General features: G+C 41.0%; 24 protein-coding genes and 3 tRNA genes. 20 read left to right on the top strand and 7 right to left on the bottom strand.

Going from position 1 to position 22,842, the window contains the following annotated elements:
- The first annotated feature begins 52 nt into the window (after positions 1-52).
- The 3 genes from CVU62_03310 to CVU62_03300 all read left to right on the top strand — a co-directional run bounded on the left by CVU62_03310 (position 53) and on the right by CVU62_03300 (position 4,463).
- Entirely contained in the window at positions 53-1,636 is a 1,584-nt protein-coding gene (locus CVU62_03310; protein PKN39234.1) for a citramalate synthase, read from the top strand.
- A gap of 273 nt (positions 1,637-1,909) precedes the next feature.
- Positions 1,910-2,518 (top strand): threonylcarbamoyl-AMP synthase, encoded by a 609-nt coding sequence (locus CVU62_03305; GenBank protein PKN39233.1) that lies wholly within the window; start codon positions 1,910-1,912, stop codon positions 2,516-2,518.
- Between the two features lie 97 nt (positions 2,519-2,615).
- On the top strand, positions 2,616-4,463 hold the full coding sequence (locus CVU62_03300; GenBank protein ID PKN39232.1) for a ribonuclease: 1,848 nt from the start codon (positions 2,616-2,618) through the stop codon (positions 4,461-4,463).
- Positions 4,464-4,478: 15 nt separating this feature from the next.
- Here CVU62_03300 and proC read toward each other — a convergent pair whose 3' ends face one another.
- A complete protein-coding gene (proC, locus tag CVU62_03295) occupies positions 4,479-5,297 on the bottom strand; it encodes a pyrroline-5-carboxylate reductase (GenBank protein ID PKN39231.1) in 819 nt (272 codons plus the stop codon).
- A 276-nt stretch (positions 5,298-5,573) separates the two neighbouring features.
- Positions 5,574-7,091: a hypothetical protein gene (locus CVU62_03290; GenBank protein PKN39230.1), complete on the bottom strand. Its 1,518-nt coding sequence runs from the start codon at positions 7,089-7,091 to the stop codon at positions 5,574-5,576.
- Positions 7,092-7,609: 518 nt separating this feature from the next.
- Here CVU62_03290 and CVU62_03285 point away from each other — a divergent pair.
- The 8 genes from CVU62_03285 to CVU62_03250 all read left to right on the top strand — a co-directional run bounded on the left by CVU62_03285 (position 7,610) and on the right by CVU62_03250 (position 12,474).
- Entirely contained in the window at positions 7,610-8,419 is an 810-nt protein-coding gene (locus CVU62_03285; GenBank protein ID PKN39229.1) for a hypothetical protein, read from the top strand.
- A 25-nt stretch (positions 8,420-8,444) separates the two neighbouring features.
- Positions 8,445-8,741, top strand: a complete 297-nt coding sequence (locus CVU62_03280) for a hypothetical protein (protein ID PKN39228.1) — start codon at positions 8,445-8,447, stop codon at positions 8,739-8,741.
- Positions 8,742-8,758: 17 nt separating this feature from the next.
- Positions 8,759-9,076, top strand: a complete 318-nt coding sequence (locus CVU62_03275) for a YggU family protein (GenBank protein PKN39227.1) — start codon at positions 8,759-8,761, stop codon at positions 9,074-9,076.
- Positions 9,077-9,143: 67 nt separating this feature from the next.
- Positions 9,144-10,727, top strand: a complete 1,584-nt coding sequence (gene mviN, locus CVU62_03270; protein PKN39226.1) for a murein biosynthesis integral membrane protein MurJ — start codon at positions 9,144-9,146, stop codon at positions 10,725-10,727.
- Between the two features lie 100 nt (positions 10,728-10,827).
- On the top strand, positions 10,828-12,102 hold the full coding sequence (locus tag CVU62_03265; GenBank protein ID PKN39459.1) for a serine--tRNA ligase: 1,275 nt from the start codon (positions 10,828-10,830) through the stop codon (positions 12,100-12,102).
- Between the two features lie 23 nt (positions 12,103-12,125).
- A tRNA-Ser gene (locus tag CVU62_03260) sits at positions 12,126-12,211 on the top strand.
- 21 nt (positions 12,212-12,232) lie between these two features.
- Positions 12,233-12,327, top strand: a tRNA-Ser gene (locus CVU62_03255).
- A 70-nt stretch (positions 12,328-12,397) separates the two neighbouring features.
- Positions 12,398-12,474 (top strand) — tRNA-Arg (locus CVU62_03250).
- Between the two features lie 218 nt (positions 12,475-12,692).
- Here CVU62_03250 and CVU62_03245 read toward each other — a convergent pair.
- Positions 12,693-13,043: a hypothetical protein gene (locus tag CVU62_03245; protein ID PKN39225.1), complete on the bottom strand. Its 351-nt coding sequence runs from the start codon at positions 13,041-13,043 to the stop codon at positions 12,693-12,695.
- A 152-nt stretch (positions 13,044-13,195) separates the two neighbouring features.
- Here CVU62_03245 and CVU62_03240 point away from each other — a divergent pair, with 152 nt between their 5' ends.
- Entirely contained in the window at positions 13,196-13,429 is a 234-nt protein-coding gene (locus CVU62_03240; protein PKN39224.1) for a hypothetical protein, read from the top strand.
- Between the two features lie 15 nt (positions 13,430-13,444).
- Here CVU62_03240 and CVU62_03235 read toward each other — a convergent pair whose 3' ends face one another.
- Together CVU62_03235 and CVU62_03230 are read right to left on the bottom strand one after the other, a co-directional pair.
- Entirely contained in the window at positions 13,445-13,684 is a 240-nt protein-coding gene (locus CVU62_03235) for a hypothetical protein (protein PKN39223.1), read from the bottom strand.
- Between the two features lie 41 nt (positions 13,685-13,725).
- Positions 13,726-14,001 (bottom strand): hypothetical protein, encoded by a 276-nt coding sequence (locus tag CVU62_03230; protein PKN39222.1) that lies wholly within the window; start codon positions 13,999-14,001, stop codon positions 13,726-13,728.
- 337 nt (positions 14,002-14,338) lie between these two features.
- Here CVU62_03230 and CVU62_03225 point away from each other — a divergent pair, with 337 nt between their 5' ends.
- From CVU62_03225 to CVU62_03205, 5 genes are read left to right on the top strand one after another with little or no spacing between them, the layout of a single operon-like run.
- Entirely contained in the window at positions 14,339-15,616 is a 1,278-nt protein-coding gene (locus CVU62_03225) for a hypothetical protein (protein ID PKN39221.1), read from the top strand.
- A gap of 29 nt (positions 15,617-15,645) precedes the next feature.
- Positions 15,646-16,434 (top strand): polyamine ABC transporter ATP-binding protein, encoded by a 789-nt coding sequence (locus CVU62_03220; protein PKN39458.1) that lies wholly within the window; start codon positions 15,646-15,648, stop codon positions 16,432-16,434.
- Entirely contained in the window at positions 16,409-17,356 is a 948-nt protein-coding gene (locus CVU62_03215) for a hypothetical protein (GenBank protein PKN39220.1), read from the top strand. The genes CVU62_03220 and CVU62_03215 overlap by 26 nt, the downstream gene beginning before the upstream one ends.
- Before the next feature lie 15 nt (positions 17,357-17,371).
- Positions 17,372-18,055 (top strand): hypothetical protein, encoded by a 684-nt coding sequence (locus tag CVU62_03210; protein ID PKN39219.1) that lies wholly within the window; start codon positions 17,372-17,374, stop codon positions 18,053-18,055.
- Complete coding sequence (locus tag CVU62_03205) at positions 18,052-18,447, top strand: hypothetical protein (protein ID PKN39218.1); 396 nt, start codon at positions 18,052-18,054, stop codon at positions 18,445-18,447. Before CVU62_03210 ends, CVU62_03205 begins: the two co-directional genes overlap by 4 nt.
- A 75-nt stretch (positions 18,448-18,522) precedes the next feature.
- Here the strand turns inward: CVU62_03205 and CVU62_03200 are convergent, their stop codons facing one another.
- A complete protein-coding gene (locus tag CVU62_03200) occupies positions 18,523-19,299 on the bottom strand; it encodes an inositol monophosphatase (GenBank protein PKN39217.1) in 777 nt (258 codons plus the stop codon).
- A gap of 160 nt (positions 19,300-19,459) precedes the next feature.
- Here CVU62_03200 and CVU62_03195 point away from each other — a divergent pair, with 160 nt between their 5' ends.
- The gene (locus CVU62_03195) at positions 19,460-20,362 is read left to right on the top strand and encodes a hypothetical protein (GenBank protein PKN39216.1); all 903 of its coding nucleotides are present in this window, start codon (positions 19,460-19,462) and stop codon (positions 20,360-20,362) included.
- Positions 20,363-20,395: 33 nt separating this feature from the next.
- Positions 20,396-20,581 carry a twin-arginine translocase TatA/TatE family subunit gene (locus tag CVU62_03190; protein PKN39215.1) on the top strand — a complete coding sequence of 62 codons (186 nt, stop codon included), beginning with the start codon at positions 20,396-20,398 and terminating at the stop codon, positions 20,579-20,581.
- Between the two features lie 139 nt (positions 20,582-20,720).
- Here CVU62_03190 and CVU62_03185 read toward each other — a convergent pair whose 3' ends face one another.
- A complete protein-coding gene (locus tag CVU62_03185) occupies positions 20,721-21,134 on the bottom strand; it encodes a single-stranded DNA-binding protein (GenBank protein PKN39214.1) in 414 nt (137 codons plus the stop codon).
- 182 nt (positions 21,135-21,316) lie between these two features.
- Here CVU62_03185 and lysS point away from each other — a divergent pair, with 182 nt between their 5' ends.
- Positions 21,317-22,798 (top strand): lysine--tRNA ligase, encoded by a 1,482-nt coding sequence (gene lysS, locus CVU62_03180; protein PKN39213.1) that lies wholly within the window; start codon positions 21,317-21,319, stop codon positions 22,796-22,798.
- Positions 22,799-22,842: the final 44 nt, after the last annotated feature.

Genomic DNA, 22,842 nt, shown 5'->3' with positions numbered 1-22,842 from the left:
TAGGCTATTGGGAACAATTCCGCAAAGCGGTGGTTTTGAAGGAGAGAGGAAAATGAAAAACAAAGTACTGATTTATGACACAACTTTACGAGATGGTACACAGGGAGAGCAGACAAATTTTTCGGCAGAGGAAAAATTACGCATTGCCCAGCGCCTTGATGATGTTCATTTTCACTACATTGAAGGCGGTTGGCCCGGTTCCAATCCCAAAGATATGCGTTTTTTCGAAATGGCCAAAGCCGTTAATTTTAAAAATTCGCGTCTGACCGCGTTCGGCAGTACGCGCCGTGCGCATACCAAAACGGAGTCGTGTCCGAATTTAAAAGCTTTGGTGAAAGCAGGCACTCCTGCCGCTGCTATTGTCGGGAAATCGTGGGATTTGCACGTTACTGAAATTCTTAAAACCGACCTGAATGAAAACCTGGCGATGATTGCCGATTCTATTGAGTATCTGAAATCAATGGGTAAGGAAGTTTTTTTTGATGCCGAACATTTTTTCGACGGTTATAAAAATAATCCCCGCTACACAACCAAAGTTGTGAAAACGGCACTGGCCGCCGGAGCGGATTTTATTGTTCTTTGCGATACCAACGGTGGTTCTCTCCCTCATGAAATTTGTACCATCGTGAAAAAAATTTCTTCTTCCCTCCCCTTAACTTCTGCCGCAATCCACACGCACAATGACGGCGGACTTGCTGTGGCGAATTCCATTGCCGCAGTGCAGGAAGGGGTAGCCATGGTTCAGGGAACGATCAACGGTTATGGTGAAAGATGTGGCAACGCCGATTTGATAACGCTAATTGCCAATTTACAATTGAAATTGGGTAAAAATTGTCTGCCGCCTGAATCAATCAAACAGCTCACCAGCCTTTCTCATTATGTAAGTGATGTTGCCAACGTTCCGCCGCTTAATTCGCGGCCGTTTGTCGGACGAAGCGCGTTCGCGCATAAGGGGGGAGTCCATGTCAGTGCTGTAGTCAAAAACTCCATCGCCTATGAGCATATTGAACCGGAACTTGTCGGCAATCACCGGCGCGTTTTAGTTTCCGATCTGGCGGGCAAAAGCAATGTTGAATATAAAGCCAAGGAATTGGGCATTGACATTTCTAAAGATGACGCCCTTAGCAAAAAGATAGTGCATGAAGTAAAACTTATGGAAGACCGCGGATTTCAGTTTGATGCCGCCGACGGGTCGCTTTCTTTGCTGATCAAAAAAACTATTGGTGAATTTATCGAACCCTTTAATCTGGAATGTTTCAGTGTTATTACTTCACGCACGGAGAACAATCCGTGCCTTTCTCAGGCAACAATTAAAATATCTGTTGCAGGCGAAGAAGAATTAACCGCTGCCGAAGGAAACGGTCCGGTGAATGCTCTGGATCATGCCCTGCGTAAAGCGCTTACTAAATTTTATCCGCAAATCAAGGATATGCATCTGGTAGATTTCAAAGTCCGCACACTGGAAGGTTCGGAAGGAACAGCCGCGGGAGTCAGGGTGCTTCTGGATTCGACCGACGGCGAAGAGTTTTGGAGCACCATCGGTGTTTCTGAAAATATTATTGAGGCCAGCTGGCAGGCTCTTGTAGACAGTATTGAGTATAAACTGAGTAAGGAGAAAAATCTCAACATTAAATAATACCACAGTATCCTCCGTTGGCGGAGGTGTCCCGATGAGGAATCGGGACAGAGGTGGACATATAACTTGTAAAAAAACGACACATTAACACATCCACCCCCTTAATCCCCCGCCAGCGGGGGACACGCACCTAATGACAGGAAAAGTAATTGCTACACAGACTCATTGGCTGTGATGGTTAAATCCTTTTCATTTCAAAGCTTCGTTGCGAAAGTGTCTGTTTCTTGATATATGTCCTTCGTAAAAGTTGAGAAATTCACGGAAAGTTAGAATATGCTGTTTTCTATTAACAGTCAGAATCCGCAAATGCGGCTTATTAAAAAAGCCGTGGATATTCTGCGTGACGGAGGGATAATAATCTATCCTACCGATACGGTCTATGGGCTGGGCTGTGATTTATCGAATAAAAAAGGTATTGAAAAAATATACGAATTAAAAAAAAGAAACAGGAAACAACCCCTGAGTTTTGTCTGCTCCGATCTGAAACACATAAGCGAATACGCCAAAGTTACCGATTACGCCTATAAAACCATGAAAAGACTTTTACCGGGGGCTTATACTTTTATTCTGGAAGCATCGCGTCTGGTGCCAAAAATTATTTTGCCGAAACGGTCAACAACGGGTATAAGGGTTCCGGACAATCAGATTTGTCTTTCGCTGGTCAAAGAACTCGGTCAGCCGATAATCAGCACCAGTGTAAAAACAGAACAGGGCGAAACACTTGGCGATCCCTCTGTGATCAAAGAATACTTCGGCCGTGTGGTTGACTTAATTATTGATGGTGGTATTATTATGCCGCAACCATCAAGCGTCATCAGTTTGGTTGATGACAACATAGAAATTATAAGAATAGGAAAAGGCGATATAAGCGCCTTTCTATAAATATAACAGGTTGAGCGGTATTTTATAAATAGACACTTAAAAAGTCTATTGGAGCGTGTACACATGCAGAAATATCAGCCGGCCAAAAAGGACATTTATGAAGCACATTATGCTAGTTAACGCTGTTCACAAAGAACAGATGCGGATGGCTACGGTTAACGAAAAAGGCATTTTAGTTGATTTCAACATTGAAATGCCGACGAGAGAACCGATTACCGGCAACATTTATAAAGGTATAGTTCTTAAAGTTGAACGCGGCCTTCAGGCGGCTTTCGTTGATTACGGAGGCTCTAAAGATGGGTTCCTTCCTCTAAAAGATGTCAGCCCCGAGAATTTAACCGAACAGGAAAACGGCCAGGACCATAGTCGGCCTGTTCTGAAGGCTGGGCAGGAAATAATAGTACAGGCTGTTAGAGAAGCGATTGGCAACAAAGGAGCTCTTCTTACCTCTTATGTTTCTCTTCCCGGCAGATATCTGGTTTTACTTCCCAACAAACCCGGCAGTGGAATTTCCCGCAAAGTTGAAGATGAAGAAGACCGGCAGAAAATAAAAAATATAATGAAACAAATTAAAATCCCTGAGAGCATGGGATTTATTGTCAGAACGGCGGGATTCAACCGGACAAAGCAGGAGATTGCCCGTGACTATCAACATCTCGTGCGTCTCTGGAAAGAAATCAATAAAAAAGCAAGCAGTCTTAGTAAAACTTCCATGATTTACCAGGAAACAGATTTCGGCGTACGCAGTTTGCGCGATTACCTTACGTCGGAAATTGATGAAATTCTTGTTGATGATCTGGAAACTTTCCGCAAAATGCGAGCTTATTTGAGGGCTATTTCTCCACGTTATATAAGAATACTCAAACATTACAAAGAAAAAACACCTCTTTTTGACAATTATCATTTGGAAGATCAAATACGCGTTATTTATCAGGAACGCGTAGACCTTAAATCCGGTGGACACATTGTTATCAATCCTACAGAAGCTATGATTACGATAGATGTTAATTCCGGGCGCGCTTCCAATAAGAAAAATATTGAAGAGACAGCCTTTAAAACAAACATTGAAGCCAGCGAGGAGATTGCCAGGCAACTGCGGTTACGGGACTTAGGCGGATTGATTGTTATCGATTTTATTGACATGATGGACAAAAAACATATTGCCGAGGTGGAAAAATCTTTTAAAACAGCACTTAGTATAGATAAAGCGAGAATCCAGCTCTCACGTATATCTAAATTCGGGATACTCGAATTATCAAGGCAAAAGAAGCAGTCGACAATTCAGGAAATCAGTTACACGAAATGTCCTTTCTGTAAAGGCAGCGGTTTACGTCAATCTCTGGAAGCCGCTGCGTTGGGGGCGTTTCGTAAGATTGAATCGGAAGCCGTCAAGGGAATTTGTTCCGAATTGAAAATAATCTTGCCCCACGAAATTGCCGATTACATTCTCAACCGTAAAAGAAGCGAACTGCTGGATTTGGAATCGGAGTTCGATATTGCTTTGAATATTGCCGGTAGTGCGGAAATACCCTGGGATAAGGTGGAAATAAGGCAAATAGCCAGAGAGCATGTTGATGATCAGGACCTTCCGGAAGAAACAAAGGATGCCGAAGTTCAAGAAGTTTCGAGATCGAACGTTGAGGAAAAAGCTTCGGCAAACGGCGAGAAACATACTAAAAAGAAAAACCGCCGGAGACCACGGCATAAGAAGAGAAAACCGACGGAAGCGTCAACGGGAACCTCTCCGGTAATGAATGGCGCATCTGCGATTGTTCGGGAAGTTCACGAGGAAGATACATTACCGGCAGCGGACAATATTCCGGCGAAATCCAGTCCTTTTATTATTGAACCGGCTAAGCCTGAAGAAATTATTGTTACTTCAAAAGAGGATGAGCAGGAAGATCATATTAGTGAAACAGAAACAAACAGAAAAGATGAAGAGTAGGAGATAAAATCACCATTATTTGCCGCCGGCTAATTCTTTAGATCTTTTTGTCGCTGCTTTGACGGCGGAAATAATTGTTGACCGGATGTTCCCTTCTTCCAGCGCTTTGAGGCCGGCAACTGTAGTACCTCCGGGCGATGTAACCATCTCCCTTAATTGCGCCGGTTGTTTATCGCTGTGGATACAGAGGCGGGCGGCTCCCAGCATGGTTTGCATGGTAAGTTTTGTCGCTAAATCCCGCGGCAGACCCATTTGTTCTCCGGCGTCGATAAGCGCTTCAATTATCAAAAAACAATAAGCTGGACCACTGCCGCTCAGGCCGGTTACCGCATCTATAAGAGCTTCCTCGACTTCAACGCTGATACCGACGGCATTGAAAATAGTATGCGCCAATTTGACATCGCTTTTCTTAGCACAGCTTCCTTTGGCTACTGCTGCCGCTCCCTCGCCGATAAGCGCCGGTGTATTAGGCATTACTCTTATAACTCGAACTCCTTTGGTGAAGAATTTTTCAATAAAATTTGTCGTGATTCCTGCAGCAATGGAAATCACTATTTTTGATTTATTAACAGCGGGGCTTATTCCCTGGAGTGTTGCGGCCATATTTTGCGGTTTAACGGCAAGTATTATTATATCCGCATCTTTGACGGATTTTTCATTATCATGAGAAACTTTTAATTTTAAAGAAGAACGAAGTATTTTAAGCCTTGCGGCGTCAATGTCTGTAACGATGATGTTTTTAGCAGGAACAATTTTATGCGCAATTAAACCTTCGGCAATGATACTTCCCATTTTCCCGCCGCCAATAACGGCTATCTTTTTATCTTTAAGCATGAACAAACCTCCCTGTCGTTGTGATCGCATCGTTGTAAGAAAATCACAGGTTGATGCCTGCTGTCAATATTAAAACATGAGGATTCTTTATTAAAACACTAGAAGCAGTTTGTCGTTCATATTGTTTTCTTAATCAGCAAACTATCGGTGAGTTTTGCCGCCGCAGCGGCAAAAATGACTTGAAGCTTTCACATTGTAAAATACCATAAAATTAAAAATGGGGAAACTGCGGATTGTTTGCAAAAGGTTCAGAGTGAAACCTTCAGGATTATTGACCTACTTTTGATAAATTTCAATTATTACGCCGGCAAACTCTTCAAGAGAAAAATTAGGATATTTACTCTGAAGGGCAGCCCTGATATTATCCGCTTCTACGGCCCTTTCCCCGATTTCGGCATGGCTTAAAACTAAACATGCCTGATCATATCCGTTTGATACAGAAAAGATGGATTTTCCGGGGACAGATTCCTGCTGCAGATAGTTTGTCAATTTTTTATTTTCCACAGGCATGAGCGTTGGGTTGTAATATAGGACGCATTTTTTTATGAAGTTAGGATAATAAACACGAAGGCTTTTGGAACATTTTGTTGAAAGAAATTCAGTTGCATTTCTCCAATCTTCCTTCTGATGATTTTTATAATAGTTCTTAACACCCAGACCTGCAAAGACAGAAAAAAGAGCCACCGTAATCATTACAATTGAAATAAATGAAAAAGAATGTTTCCCGTCTTTGCCGGCTAAATTCGCCAAAGCTATGATACCGGAAACCGCCAACAATACGAGATAGGGCATAGTATAAAGTAAATACCGATCTATAAAGATAGGGACAATAATATTTGAAATAATGAATGTCAATATGACAGGCAATAAAAGACAGCTAACTAAAAGAGAATACTTCCATCTGGTCAACAGGTCCCGCCGGGACGGATATCTTGTGCCGGCTAAAATACCGAAACAGCCAAAAGCAATATAAAGGATTAGAAGGGAAAGGCCATGATAACCTGATATGTTGAGATATAAATATAAGACATCGACAAATGCCGGCTTCCAAATCCAGTTAATAGGTCCCGGCCCTTTATTTATGGCGATCAAAGCAATGGGCAAAATCAACAATATAATGCCGATTAAGCAGTACAGAATTTGCTTTAATTTGAGGCCGTATTTTTTTTTATCAACTAATAACAGGGGAAGTGTTACTGCCTGGGCGACAATAATAAACAAGGCGTGTAAATGACTGTAAAAGGACGCGGCGGAAATAACCGTATAAAGAATCAACCAGATGGTTTTAGTATCTTCATTTTCGAGAATTTTAATCAGCAGGAGAGTAGACGATGCGGTTAATAAAAAAGTCAGGCTGTAAGAACGAAATTCCTGAGCGTACTCGATGTGGTAAGCGTTAACGGCTATCAGAAAAGCAGCAACCAAACCAATTACAGAACCTTTTTTTGCGTCTGCCTCTAAATTTTTCCCTAATAAAAAGACAACAGGAATGCTGGCGACGGAAAAAACAGCGGAAAGTGATCTTTGCATTCCATCTGACACATTCGGGAATATCTGGTTTTCCAGAAAAACTAATAAAAAATATAAACTCATGTTGGCATCATTTTTTACTGTCTGGATAAGATTGGAAATGCTTCCCCTCGCGCAGGAAGCCGTCAGAATTTCGTCCAACCAAAACGAAAGTTTTCCGATCTCATAAAAACGAAGAAATATGCTTAATCCAACAATCAAGATGAGCAGGCCGGCCGTTGTAATGTTGGGACGATTATTAAATGCCCCTTTTTTTATTTCCATGATCTTTGTATGCTATTTCTTTGTAAAGTTAATCAATTTAATTGGTATGATAATTTATGTTTATAAAACTTATCAGCATCAGTGTTTTGCACAGGTTTTCGCCTATCTTTTGGACGCTCCTCTCTTTCAAGAGGGATCAAATTGAACTGGCTGTCCCAAATGAAGCCGGCACTTTAATTGGGCGCAGGTCATTGATATGAAGCCATTGCTTCATCAAAAAAATGTTTTGGATATTTGTTAAAGTAGCGATCGGCATACAGCTGTCACTATTTTGATAGCGACTACTACATATTTTGTTAGAGTTCAATTAAATTTTATTTACTTCCGAATGGATGGTTCTTGTACAATTTTCGGGGTTCTTTTCTTTCATTGCATTAGATTTTGCTTTTGTGATAGTTACAGTAAGTTGCTTTCGAACATTAGCATATGAATAATGAAAAACTGACTTGGTATTATTCCGAATCAATCAATTTCTTAATGTTGGATGGATTGTCGGGATTAACTTTCGGGAGAAAATAATGTTGAAATATTTTGAGATTGATTCCGTGAAAATTGCCTGCCTGATGGGCAAAAATGAATCCGACACGTCTAAAAAAAGTCTGGTTTTCATCCACGGTTCCGGCGGCGACCACACCGGCTGGTTGAATCAGTACGCGCAGCTCAAAGAAAAATATAATGTGGCGATGATCGATCTTCCCGGCCACGGCCGCTCGGAAGGGAAGGGCGAAAGCCATGTGAAAGACTATTGCGTCTGGGTCAATAAACTGCTGGATACTCTCGCACTAAATGAGCCGATCCTTGTGGGGCATTCTCTGGGCGCGGCCATCGCCCTTCAATTTGCCGTCGATTATCCGGAAAAAATCGCGGGCATTGTCTGCCTCGGCGGCGGCATAAAAATGCCGGTTAATCCTTTTATGTTAGAATTTTTAAAAACAAATCCGGCAGAAATGCCGACAGAAATAATAGACTTAATGTGCAAATTTTCACTGGCTAAGGAAAACCGCGCCAAATTATCCGATCCGCTGCGAAGAAGCATTGCCCAATCAAAAGTTGATATTTTATATGGAGATCTTGTGGCGTGCAATAACTTGGACTTGACTGAAGAAATATGTAAAATCAACGTACCTGCTTTTATCATCTGTGGAGCAGAAGATAAAATGACACCTCCGGATTTTTCCCGTCAACTTGCCGCAAACATTAATGGAGCAAGGCTGGCAATAGTTGATGGCGCCGGTCACATGGTCATGTTGGAAAGACCGGACGATTTTAATATGTCTCTGGATAAATTCGCTGCATCAATTTCAGCGTCAGTTAACAGAAAAGACTGAACACCAATCGATTAGAGAGGTTTTAATGTTTGCTTTAAGTAATTTAATTATTGCGCTGGCGAAAGTCGTTGATATTGTTCTAACCCTTTACATGTGGATTATTATTTTCCGTGCCGTGATATCATGGGTTAATCCTGATCCCTATAATCAGATCGTGGTCTTTTTGTATCGTGTTACCGAACCGGTTCTGCAACCTATTCGCAGAAAATTGCCTATGCGCAATGTAGGGATCGATATTTCACCTATTATAGTTATCCTGGCGATTGTCTTTTTAAAATATTTTCTTGTGGAAACTATTATTCAGCTGGCCAGTCATCTCTAATTCTTTGAGAAAGGAAAATGCCTTTGACTGATATGGTTTTTTTGAGAGAGTCAAAAAAAGGCCTGACTTTTGATATTCACGTAATCCCTCACGCTTCCCGTGTAGAAATAGTGGGCGTGCAGGAAGGTGCTTTAAAAGTCAAGGTTACCGTGCCACCTGTAGAAGGAGCGGCCAACGAGGCTTGCATAAAATTATTAGCCAAAGAACTGGGACTAAAGAGAAGTCAGATGGAAATAGCTTCCGGCGCGAAATCACGAAAAAAAACAATTATGGTTAAAGATATAAGCAAGGTGGAATTGGAAACGAAAATAAATAATTTCTGCAAAACCAATTAGATTATCACGTCGTAATTCATTCCTTATAGTGCTATAAGGGCAACATGTTATATTAAGCTAACTCATTATGGAAAAAACAAAAAATTCGGAAAACGCAAAAGTCGCCAAAGCTGCCGGAGTTGTGGGTGCGGCAACGATGGTCAGCCGTATTTCTGGAATGCTGAGAGATATTGTTATCGCCGCTTTTTTTGGCGCTAATTGGATGACTGACGCGTTCTGGGTGGCTTTTCGAATTCCGAACATGCTCAGACGTCTGCTGGGTGAAGGATCTCTAACCATTTCCTTTGTTCCTGTTTTTACCGAATACCTCCAGAAAAAAACAAAAGAAGAAGCCTTCGAACTGGCTAATAACACTTTTACCATCCTTTCCATAATTTTAGTCGTTGTATCGATGTTGGGCATTCTCTTCTCTCCTCTGATTGTCGGAATAATCGCTCCCGGTTTCATTTCCGATCCTCAGAAGTTTTCACTGGCTGTTTTTTTGAACCGTCTGATGTTTCCTTATATATTTTTTGTTGCGCTTGTCGCTTTATGCATGGGTATTTTAAATTCATTCAGACATTTTGCAGCACCTGCGCTCTCTCCGGTAATGTTAAACATTGCCATGATTGCGGCGGCATTTACTTTGCGTCCATTTTTTGCCGAACCTATTACAGCTCTGGCAGTTGGAGTCCTGATTGGAGGTCTTCTGCAACTGGCCTTGCAGTGGCCTTTTTTGAAGAATTTCGGTTTCAAACTGAAACTTATAGTGAACCTGCACCATCCTGGAATTAAACAGATAGGCCTGTTAATGATTCCGGCCATCTTGGGTGCCGGTGTGACTACTATCAATGTTGTTGTTGGGACTGTTTTGGCTTCACTGCTTCCGGGCGGTTCGGTAACCTATCTTTTTTATGCCGACAGAATTATGGAATTACCACTGGGAGTATTTGCCATTGCCATCGGAACGGCGGCTTTGCCCAGTTTTTCCAATCATGTTGCTGCCGGTAAAATTGATGAATTAAAATCGAGCATTTCTTTTTCCCTGCGCCTGATGCTTTTTTTAACCATTCCGGCCATGGTTGCTTTAATGGCTCTGAACCTGCCGATTATTTCCGTATTGTTTCAACGGGGCGCTTTTGATACTAGAGCCGCCGTTTATACAAGTCAGGCTTTATTATGTTACGCGCTTGGTCTTTGGGCTTTTGCAACCATCCGCGTATTTGTTTCTTCTTTCTATTCCCTTCAGGATTCCAAATGGCCACTTAAAGCTGCCATTGTTACATTGATAGTGAATGTACTGGCTGCCCTTGCCTTGATGTATCCTTTAAAACATAATGGTATTGCTCTGGCTGGTTCAATTGCAGCTTCGGTCAATGTCCTTGTTCTGGCTTTTGTCTTAAAAAGAAAAATTGGGACATATCTCGACCGCTCTTTTTTTGTATCAATTTTTAAAATTATAATATCCGCTCTTGTTATGCTGGTGGCGATCTATCTTTTTGATTTACTAAATCCCTGGAATACTTATGCCGCATTTAGAATAAGATTACTGTATCTTACGACTTCCATTATTATAGGGGCTGGCGTTTTCTTTATCTGTGCTTTTTTTATGAAAAGTCCGGAAATGCATGCTGTTGTCGATATGGTCAAAAGGAAATTAACCAGTTCATAATATAAGCTCCTCAGACAAAATCATTGACTTCAAGATTCCAAAATGATAGGAAAACCAGTCTTTGACCGGTAAAACCAGCAAAAGATTCAAAAGGTTAAGTATGTTAGATATTAAGTATTTAAGACAAAACATCGATCTTGTCCGTAAAAAAATGGATGAACGCGGTCAGAATATAGATTTTGATCGATTCTTGGGTTTGGACGCTAAGAGACGTGACATTTTGCAGGCGGTGGAAACGCTTCGCAATGAGCGCAACAGTGTTTCTAAACAAGTTGGCGAACTCAAGAAGAAGAAAGAGGACGCTTCGGCTCTTATCGGGAAGATGGGAGACGTTTCGACAAAGATAAAAGAATATGACGAAAGTCTCAAGGTGACGGAAGAAGAACTTAATTCTTTTGTCATGATTGTGCCGAATATTCAGCATGAATCTGTTCCGCAGGGCCAGAGCTCCGAAGATAATCCGGTGGTGCGTACCTGGGGTGAAAAACCGGTTTTCAGTTTTGAACCCAAACAGCATTTTGAACTTGGCGAAAGCTTGAATATTCTGGATTTCGCGCGTGGTGCAAAAATAACCGGAGCACGTTTTACAGTTTATAGAGGTGCAGGGGCTCAGCTTGAGAGAGCACTGTTCAATTTTATGCTGGATTTGCATACGGGAAAACACGGTTACACTGAAGTGTTGACACCTTTTATGGTCAATGCCGAAAGCATGACCGGTACCGGTCAGTTGCCGAAATTTAAGGAAGATCTTTTTAAAATTGAAGGTATGGAATATTATCTGATTCCGACAGCGGAAGTTCCGGTAACCAATATTTACCGCGAAGAAATTCTGGAAGAAGAGAAGCTGCCTATTTATTTAGTAGCTTATTCTCCCTGTTTCCGTTCGGAAGCCGGATCTTACGGCAAAGATACACGGGGATTGATCCGTCAGCATCAGTTCAATAAAGTGGAAATGGTGAAGTTTTCCCAGCCGGAAACTTCTTATGACGAGTTGGAAAAACTGACTGCCAATGCGGAAGAAGTTCTTAAAAAACTAGGAATTGCTTATCGCACTGTTTGCCTTTGCACGGCTGATCTGGGGTTTTCTTCGGCTAAAACTTATGATGTGGAAGCCTGGATGCCGGGACAAAATACGTATCGGGAAATTTCTTCATGTAGTAATTTTGAAGATTTTCAGGCGCGTCGCGCAGCTATTCGGTTTCGTCGAAAAGAAAGCGGTAAGGTTGAGTTTGTACATACATTAAATGGATCCGGTCTTGCTGTGGGAAGAACGGTTGTGGCGATACTGGAAAATTATCAGCAGGCTGATGGCAGTGTTATCATACCGGAAGCTTTGCGTCCCTATATGAGAGGACTGGAACGAATTACTCCTTAAGGAGTTTAAAAAGTTCTATTAATGGAGGGATGGCCGAGTGGTCTATGGCGGCGGTCTTGAAAACCGTTGACCGAAAGGTTCGCGGGTTCGAATCCTGCTCCCTCCGCCAAATTGTGAAATCCGAAAAAACGGAGAGATGGCTGAGTGGCCGAAAGCGATCGCCTGCTAAGCGATTGTACGCCCTTTAAAGGTGTACCGCGGGTTCAAATCCCGCTCTCTCCGCCAGTTTTTTAAAAATTGTGTTGATTTCATTGATGTGCTATGGAAGTCACCGCAAATTTAATCAGCATATTTAGCGCCCATGGCTCAGCTGGATAGAGCGCCAGACTACGAATCTGGATGCCGCAAGTTCGAATCTTGCTGGGCGCACCAGTAAAAAAAGGGCTTCCATTGTGGAAGCCCTTTTTTAATTTTACACCAATTCTAAATCAAAGCGCTATCTTTGTTGGTCCCGATTCATCGGGATTGTCGGCTTCCTCAACGTATGTGCACAATACGCCTCGTTGCCTCCGCCTAGCCGCCTCGATATCATCTTTGATTTAGAATTGGTATCGCGTCTGCGTGGAAATCAAATCAATGTTTTTATCGTTTTATGGATTTAATCCTCTTCTTTTTAATTCCATTAATACATCAATTCTACGTGCTCTTAAATCATCAGCGGTGTATCCCGAGCCGCCCGTAGTAACGCCTGCGCCACCTCCAACTCCTCCGTGATGGCCGCCAAAGCCGCCAATTCCGATACCGAATTGAGGACTGGACTGTTTTTCCTGACGTTCAATTTCGTCGTTGAGGCTGTAATAATAGCGAAGGATGTTTTCATTATTCATCTTTTTATAATCTTCGTTGAGCAATTCTTTTGATCCCCCTGCGCATCCCAAAACAAAAAACACAGTGGTAAGTATAATAATTAACATACCGACATTTCTAGTTATCTTCATCATATACTGTTCTCCTAAGTTTTAATGCTGATTTTTGTTGTAACCATGCTCATAAAACCTGCAATAACAGGCAACAATTTTCTGAGCACAATGCTTGATTGCTTAACTTCGATAAAAAATTCAATTACATTATAAAGGAAAAATTTAGTTTGTCTATGGAGATTTTACAGTGTGATTTATTGTTGAAACTCAAATTCCGAAAGCGTAGCGAACTGAAATTTGTCGGACGAATTATCCCGTATAAACGGGGCTTAATACACCGCAACGAGCTCGCGAATCTGTTTCCAAAGCTTGCTTTGGGGTTCATACCTGTGATTATTGGGGGTAAAATTAGTAACCCCCTCAATCTTTCCAAACATCGAGGGGGCGTTATCTTTTATAGATCATAATGTTGTTTGCATAAATTAAACATCGTTTCTTTTTCCGTAAGCTTCCTGATAGAGTCTCATTATACAAAGAAAGATGCCTAAGAAGAATAATCCCAGCATGAAGTTCGGAGCAGTTCCGAAAACACCGTCAAGTAAATGTCCAATATAAAGAAACAGGAAAGATGCTATTACCATCGTGAATCCCCAAGCCGACAACATCAGGATCGAACCAAAACCGCTGAATTTCTCTTGGTGAAATTTATGAGTTGCTAACATTGTTCGTTTTCCCTTCCTTATTAGTGCCTGTTCTAATACTCTTAGCTGACGATGGTCTTTACAGTTTCAATTACCGGATTGGTGAAGAGCGCCATCAAAATTGTGTACAGAGCAAAGATAGTAACGACTTCGCCTAAATACATTTTTTCGTATTTGCGTTTAAGAGAAACCAGAATCAATCCGCCGATGATTAAGCAGCCTAGCTGGAAGTACGGAAAATTAGTGGCTCCTGCCGCCGCGTATTCAGCAAAGCCGAAAGTGGCTGTTAAAAGAATAACCGCTACTGCTGTCATCAATGTTCCTAATGTTTTTTTCATGATCTGTTACCTCCTTAGGGGTAATTAATTTTATTTATTTGCCTTTATAATAATGAAAAGACCGTGCCAAATTATTAAAATAAAACAAATACTATTGTAACTATTTGAATTATATAGTAGTTATGCAATAGGATTAGATTTTAGATATTCTTTAAAAAACTTCTTTGAGCTCGATTTTTCGATGTAATGTTAAAGACGGTTGAACGAAGTATAAAAATTGACTTAGATGATATTTTTGAATTTCCATTGACAAGTATCCGGCAACGGGATTAAATATTTCCTGAATTTAAATATTTAACTGATAAATATATCTGCTGCCAGGCGACAATAAATAATAATGACAACACAAATGCGTAGAAATTGTTCAGAGGATTACAACATTTCTTCCACCCTGAAAGATTTGAATCTTTTCATTAATCTTTCCGGTCAGTTTAGTCTGAAAAACCTGATGGTCTTCAGAAGCGACATCAACAGTGAAATTTCCAAACAAAAATTAAAATCTGTAACTATGGATTTCTCGGAAGTCTGTTATTTGGACAGTGCAGCGGCTTTGGCTTTTGTTCAAATTGAGAAGGAAGTGACTAGCCAAAACATCCAATGCCAACTGATTAATTTAAACAATAAATCTAAAGGGATTTTCAATGTCATCCATGATGATGCTTTGCTAAGTCTACCTTTTAAGTTTGAAAAGTCGCAAGATGGTTTTATGTATAATCTGATAGAGCGTCGAAAATTACCTTCCGAGTCGGAAAAATCGCAAGATGGTTTTATATTTCGCTTGGTCGAACGGCGTGGATTACCTCCTCAATCAAAGAAATCTCACAGAGATTTTATATGGCAGGTCGGGCAATCCTCAATGCAGTTTGCGACTGATTTTGTCAATTTTATTACGTTTATTGGAGAATTACTGGTTGCGTTTTTTTATACTATCCGACATCCTAAAGAACTTCGGGGGAAAGACGTTCTTTTTTACATCCATCGGGCAGGTGTGGACGGTCTTCCTATTGTCGCCATGATAGGCCTTCTGGTTGGATTGATCATTGCCTTCATGTCTTTTTTACAATTCAAAATGGTTGGCGCTAATATTTATGTTCCCTCGTTGGTCAGTTTTGCCATGATCAAAGAGTTGGGACCGCTTATGACAGCGATTCTGGTCGCGGGACGTTCCGGTTCTGCTTATGCCGCAGAAATCGGCACAATGATGGTTAATGAAGAAGTGGACGCACTTCATACAATGGGTTTTGAACCGATTCGCTTTCTGGCCATGCCGAAAGTTATTGCGACTGTAATTGTCGTGCCGATTTTGACTGTTTATGCGGATCTTTTTGGTGTTGTCGGCGGTATGATAATCGGCATCACCAGCCTTGATCTGACGATAAAAACATATGTAACCCAGTCAATGAAAACAATTCAAGTATTCGATATTGTAACCAGTTTAATTAAGGCAGCCGTTTTTGCCGGATTGATTTCCGCCATTGGCTGCCAAAGAGGATTTCAAGTGCGTTCAGGCGCCCAGGATGTCGGTAAATTTACTACCTCTGCCGTTGTTGTGGCTATTTTTATGATTGTGGTGGCCGATTCAATTTTTGCCATTATGTTTTATTATATAAAGTAATCGTAGTATTGGAGGAGCATATTTTGGATATCGAAGAAAAAAATCCAATTATTGTTGTCAAAGATTTGGCCGCGCGTTTTGGTAATAATGTGGTGTTTGAAGGCGTAAACTTTCAGGTTTATGAAGGCGAAGTTCTGGTAATTGTCGGTGCCAGCGGTTGCGGAAAATCGACATTGCTCAAAATCATGATTGGTTTGCAAAAACCTTATTCCGGACAGGTTCTGTATCAGGGAATGGATATTACCAGTGCCGAAGAAGAAGAACTCAACCAATACAGACAGAATATAGGTGTCCTGTTTCAGTCCAGTGCGCTGTTTGGTTCTATGACAATTAGAGAAAACATCGAACTGCCATTACAGGAATATACGGATCTTGATCCGGCCACTATCGATGCTATTATTAGAATGAAATTAGGCCTGGTCAATTTAACAGGCTATGAAAATCATCATCCATCGGAACTTTCGGGCGGCATGAAAAAAAGAGCCGGCATAGCCCGGGCCATGGCTTTGGACCCTCGCGTGCTTTTTTTTGACGAATTGTCCGCCGGACTTGACCCGGTTACTGCCGCGGAGCTGGACGATTTGATCATCAAAACCGAAGAAGCTTTGGGAACAACTATGGTCATCGTGACCCACGAACTAGAATCTATTTACAAAATAGCTCATAGAGTGTTAATGTTGGATAAAGAAGCGAAAGGTATTATTGCCGAAGGCAAACCGTTGGAATTAAAAGAACAGGCGACAGATCCACGGGTAAAAAGTTTCTTTTTGCGCCAGAAGCCCGCAGCTTCTGATGAACAGAGGTTTTATGTCAGCTAAAAGTTCAAAATTTTCAATAGGTCTTTTTGTCATCATTGGCACGCTGATTTGTGCGGCGATTATCATCTGGATCGGTGCGTCTGGAATGTTCACGAAAGGCTCTCTCTATGCGACTTATTTTGATGAGTCCGTTCAGGGGCTTCAGGCTGATTCGGCAATTAAATATCGGGGTGTGGAAATCGGCAAGGTTCAGAGTATTAAGGTGGCGCCGGACTACCGCCTGATTGAAGTAATTATGAAAATCGATCTGGAGGGCGATTTACAAAAACGAACCGTTGCCACTCTTAAGACAGCCGGCATTACCGGGATTGTTTTCATTGAGCTGGACCAACTTAACCCCGGCGATTTGTCAGTCTCACCGAAAATGAATTTTCAATCCAGTTATCCAATTATTCCATCACGCCAATCGGGAATTGGTCGTTTTCTGGACGACACGGGTGCAATTATGCAAAGCATAAAAAATATAGATATCAAAGGTATTTCCGATCAGCTGAAAAACACGTCCAGAGCGATAGAAGACTTCGTAAAAGGCAAGCGAATAAACAATATAATGAATCATCTGGAATCGACTTCCAGCAATCTGGATCAGACGATGGCTAGAGTTAACAAGGTGGTTGCTGAGGGTAAAGTGGATCAGGTTGCCAATGAAACCATGGCTACTTTAAATGACGCCCGAAAATTGATCGGTCAGGCCAAGAAAGAAATAGATGCTTTGAAGCTACAGGAAAAAGCAGATCGAGCGGATATTTTACTTGGAGATATCAACAAAAAAGCAAAAGTTATTACCAATGAACTGCAAGACACTTCAGAGCATTTGCGGGTCACTTCGGAAAATCTGCAAAAACTTTCCGAGAGTTTGACAAAAAACCCGTCGGATCTTATTTTCTCAAAACCGGCTCCGCCTAGAAAAGTCATGGAATAACGAGAGGAAAAAACCATGAAATATTTATTGCCAAGGACACAAAGTTTGCGAGTAACTTTAAACAGCTTATGTTTTATGTTAGTTGTTTTGTCACTCCTGATAACCGGATGTGCAGGTTCCGGCAGGCCTCAATATAATGTGGAAAATTATCTGTTGAGTTATGAAGCGCCAGCTTGGAAAAATCTTGACGTGCTGGCGGTATCCGTCAAATTTAACCGGTTTTCCATTGCTACTGCCTATAACTCTACTAATATGATTTTTCGCAGTGATGCTTACAGCCTTGATTCTTTTAATTACTCCCGCTGGGCGGTAAATCCGGCGGATATGATTGCCGATAGTCTCTTGCGAGACATGAGAGGGAGTGGCCTTTTCGGTGCAATATTTTCCCGTTCCGAAGGAGATGAAGGCCGATTTGTCATTTCGGGTGGTATCGAGGAATTTTATCTGCGTATTGACAAAAGTAATAAAACAGCGGTGATCAGTATCACCATTTCTATGAAAGATACCCGGGAAAAAGAAACCGGCAAAGTAATGATGTTTCAAAAAAAATATGTTCGGGAAGAACCATTACAAGAGTCGTCTCCCCGGGGATATTGCCAGGCTGCAAGTAAAGCCATGCAGGTGATCTCCCAACAAATCGTCAACGATATTTATGCAGTTATTAAAACAACTGCTCAATCAACGACGAGTCATCCATGAAAGAAATATCTCTTCAGACCCGTTCCCGCTTTGAGATGATTGACATTACAGCGGAAGTCCAAAAAGCAATCGGCGAAGAAAAAATTGAATCCGGTATTTGCCTGATTTATACACCACACACCACAGCTGCGGTGACAATTAACGAAAACGCCGACCCGGACGTGTCCCGCGATATTCTTGCTGCGTTGGACAAAGCGGTTCCACTGAATGCGAATTACCGGCACATGGAAGGAAATTCAGCGGCACACGTTAAATCGTCGTTAGTTGGTGCATCAGAACTGGTCATTATTGAGAAAGGCCGCATTGTTTTGGGAACATGGCAATCTATATTTTTCTGCGAATTCGATGGTCCACGCACACGCAAGGTCTTCATCAAAGTCTTAAGTAATTAAGTTTTAAGATTTAAGGTTTAATTGTAATTGATTGTTGCGCAAAGCGCTTCCGTTCTAAACCTTAAATCTTAAAACTTAAGACTTTGAACTTAAAACTTCTATCATCTGCTCGTGAATCAAACCGTTACTTGCCAGAAGGTTCGGCGACTGCAAATGCCACTTGCCCCCCGCGATGTCGGAAATGACGCCGCCAGCCTCTGTAACCATGAGACAGCCTGCGGCTGTGTCCCAGGGTTTTAATTTCAGTTCCCAAAAACCATCAAATCGTCCGGCAGCAAGATAGGCAAGGTCTAAAGCTGCCGATCCGGCACGTCTGATAGCCTGAACTTTTATAGCCATAGCGTTAAAATGATCAAGATTGTTGTCTTTACTTTCACGAATGTCGTAAGGAAACCCGGTAGCCAGAAGACTGCGTGAAATATTCCCGACTGAAGAAACTTTTAATTTCTTCTCATTTAAATAAGCTCCTTCACCGTGTACAGCGACAAACATATCTTCCCTCATCGGATCGTAAATTACACCCAACACAATTGTACCTTCTTTTTCCAATGCGATAGAGACGCAAAAGACAGGATATCCGTGAGAATAATTTGTTGTGCCATCCAGGGGATCGATTATCCAACGCAATTTACCGGCACCAGTGATCGCCGGAGATTCTTCCGATAAAATTCCATGATCAGGGAATTTACGTTTTATTGCTTCAATAATCAAATCTTCTGACATTTTATCCGCTTCGGTAACAATGTCAATAGCTCCTTTATACTGAATTTTATGTGTGTTGTTGAACTTTTCTTTCAATAGAAAACCTGATTTTTGTGCTATATCCATGGCAAATAACTTCCATTGCGTCATAAAAAAGTACTCCTGTGTTGATAAATTTTAATCATGATAATAAGAATAAATATAAATATAAAACAACAATTTAATAGATAATGTTTGTTTTAATAAGTTGTGTTACAATATAATTAGTGTTAAATAAATACAAATAAATGTCGTTTTTATTGATTAATATATGTTTGTAGAAAAAAACCCAAATAATTATTCTCAGGAATTGAAAGCAAAAAGAGAGGCATTAGGTCTTTCTCTGGCGGATTTATTCCAGCGTACGCGTATAAGTGTTTCATATTTGCAAGCTATAGAGAATAACGACTTTCATCTGCTGCCGGTTTCTGTTTACACAAAAAATTTTATCAAAACTTATGCTCTTGCTTTAGGCGTTGACAGTGAGCCGATACTTATCAATTATGAAAGTTATCTTAACTCCAGGAAAAGAATACAAACACTGCCTTTGAAAGATTCCCCGGAGAAAAAAAATATTTTTGCAAAAATCGCTAATCCTAAAATTTATTGGGGAATTGCCTCTGTTTTGATAGTTGTCGGTATTGTAACCTGGCTAATTTCCAAACAGTACCAATCATCCTCTGATATAATTAGTTCTACAGGGGGAATAACTTCTGCTGTTTCGGAAAATAAAGAACAAACTGTAACTTCTCCGCTTAATACAAATGTCTCTTCAAGTCAGCAGACAAAAGCTGCTCTAGATCCTGCACGAAAAGAAATTAATGAACAATCACAAATTAAGACGCAATCAATTCCCGCCAGGATAGAAAATAATGCCGTAAAACCTTTAAAAGAACAATTTTCGTTACCGTCTAAAAATGTAGGGACTGCGGTGAATGACAAAGAAGCCAGTCTCTTGGTTATTAGCGCAATTGAAGAAACATGGATAAGAATTAAAGCTGATCAAAATCCCTCATTTCAAGTTCTGTTAAAGGCTGGAGAAAAATTTGAACGCAAAGCGGTAAGCTTTGATATGGATATTGGCAACGCCGGTGGGATTAAGATACAATTTAAAGGTAAAAATATGGAAAATCTGGGCAAGTCGGGGCAGGTAGTCCACTTGCGATTACCATAACTTTTTAAAAATAAAAATTAATGAGGTAATATTATGTTTGGAATAGGTATGCCGGAATTACTAATAATATTAGTAATTATTTTAATTATCTTTGGTGTAGGAAAATTGCCGGAAATTGGTTCTGCCTTAGGTAAAGGAATCAAAAACTTCAAGAAAACGATGAACGATAATAACGAAATTGCTAATCAACCACCAAAGAAAGAAGAAGAAAAAAAATAAAATTTATCCTGTACAAAGCGATTCGGTACTGAACAATTTTTGCGTCAAGCCGCACCCGTCTATTTTTAAATAGATTAAGGCTGCTCTGGGTAATTTAATTTTTAAAGCGGTTAATGCTAATCAAAGTACATTTAAATGATTAAAATGGAACGTCGTCCACCGGTGTGTTGCCATCATTGGAGCTTCCGGACGTGGCATCGAAAGATGCATCTTCTGTTTTATTTTGCCCTTTGGAATCAAGCATCTTCATATCGTTGGCAATAATTTCCGTTGTGTAACGTTTAACGCCTTCCTTATCTTCCCATGAACGGGTTTGAATACGGCCCTCAATAAAAACCAATTTCCCTTTTACCAGATAATTGCCGCAGATTTCTGCTAATTTTCTGTAGGTAACAATCTGGTGCCATTCTGTTCTTTGTACTTTCTCGCCATTTTTATCTTTCCACTGCTCATCGGTGGCCAGCCTAAAGGTAGTTACCATTGTGCCATCCGGTGTATAACGTACATCAGGATCTTTTCCCAGTCTTCCGATCAATATCGCTTTGTTTATCATTTTACCCACCCCCTGTTGATAAATCTTTTTTATAATACATAACATTACAACTTGAAGCAAACTAATTTTGAGTAAAAAATCTAAAAATATTATTCACCTTCTAAAATGATGTAATAATGATCATACTTGACTATTTGGTAAAAAAAATATAGTTAAACAAGCTTTATGAAAATGGAGAAATTATGGAAGATAGTGATCTTTTAAAGATCCGTTTGGAAAAAATATCTGACTTAAAAGACGCCGGGATTGATTTATATCCTAACGATATCAAGCCACAAAATACAACAGCGGAAATATTTGCTCAATTTGGTGTCTCCGACAACGAAGTTCTGGCAAAATTAACAGGCAGTTTTTCTATTGCCGGGCGTTTAATGGCCATGCGTAATTTCGGAAAAGCTGCGTTTGTCAAAATTCAAGATTATAAGGGCCAAATTCAATGTTACGTAGCCAAAAACATTCTCAGCGCTGAGGAGTACTTCGTTTTTAAGAAACTGGATATCGGCGATATTATTTATATTTCCGGGAAACTCTTTCGCACAAAGACCGGAGAATTAACTATCGAAGCTCAGAATTTACGCTTGCTTTCCAAGTCCATACGCCCCCTGCCGGAAAAGTGGCATGGTCTTACTGATATCGAAACAAGATATCGCCAGAGATATCTTGATTTAATTGCCAATCCCAAAGTCAAAGAAATCTTTTACCGGCGCAGCCGTATTATTCAGCTTATTCGTCAATATATGGACAAGCATGATTTCCTGGAAGTGGAAACACCGATGATGCAGCCGCGCGCCGGTGGCGCTGTGGCCCGGCCTTTTAAAACCCATCATAATGCGCTCAACATGGATTTTTATCTGCGGATTGCTCCCGAACTTTATTTAAAACGTCTGGTTACCGGCGGTCTGGAAAGAGTTTATGAAATAAATCGCAGCTTCCGCAATGAGGGGATTGATTCCTTTCATAACCCGGAATTTACCATGATGGAGTTTTACTGGGGTTATGCGAATTATGAAGACTTGATGTCCTTTACGGAAGAGCTATTCAGTTTTATCGCTAAAAATATTTTCGATGGGCTTAAGTTCACCTATCAGGGTATGGAAATTGACTTGACACCACCCTGGAAGCGACTCTCCGTTAAGGATGCACTTTTACAAATGGCCGGAATGGAACCAACTGACCTGACCGATCCAACCAGAGCTATTGATTTTGCCCGGAAGGTCGGCTGCGATGTCAAAGAAACCGACCCGCTCGGAAAAATTCACATGGCCATTTTCGACGAAGTGGTCGAAAAGAAGCTTATCCAGCCGACATTTGTGACCGATTATCCTGTTGCGGTATCCCCCCTATCCCGCAGATCCAACACTGATCCGGAACTTGTTGACCGCTTTGAACTCTACATTTCCGGTCGGGAAATTGCCAATGCCTTTTCGGAGTTAAACGATCCTGCCGATCAGAGAGAAAGATTTCTGCAGCAATTACATGAAAGGGAAGCTGGCGATGACGAAGCTCACGAAATGGACGAAGATTATATTCGAACATTGGAATATGCTATGCCGCCGACAGCCGGTGAAGGTATCGGCATTGACCGCCTTGCAATGCTTTTTACCGACTCAGCCTCTATCAGAGAAGTCATTTTATTCCCGCTCCTGAGAACTAAACAGGAATAAAATAAGAATATTAACTAATATTTTCTAAAAATAATATTGGTTTC

The sequence above is a fragment of the Deltaproteobacteria bacterium HGW-Deltaproteobacteria-2 genome, from assembly GCA_002840505.1.
Classification (GTDB): domain Bacteria; phylum Desulfobacterota; class Syntrophia; order Syntrophales; family Smithellaceae; genus Smithella.
This window is presented reverse-complemented; position numbering and strand designations above follow the sequence as displayed.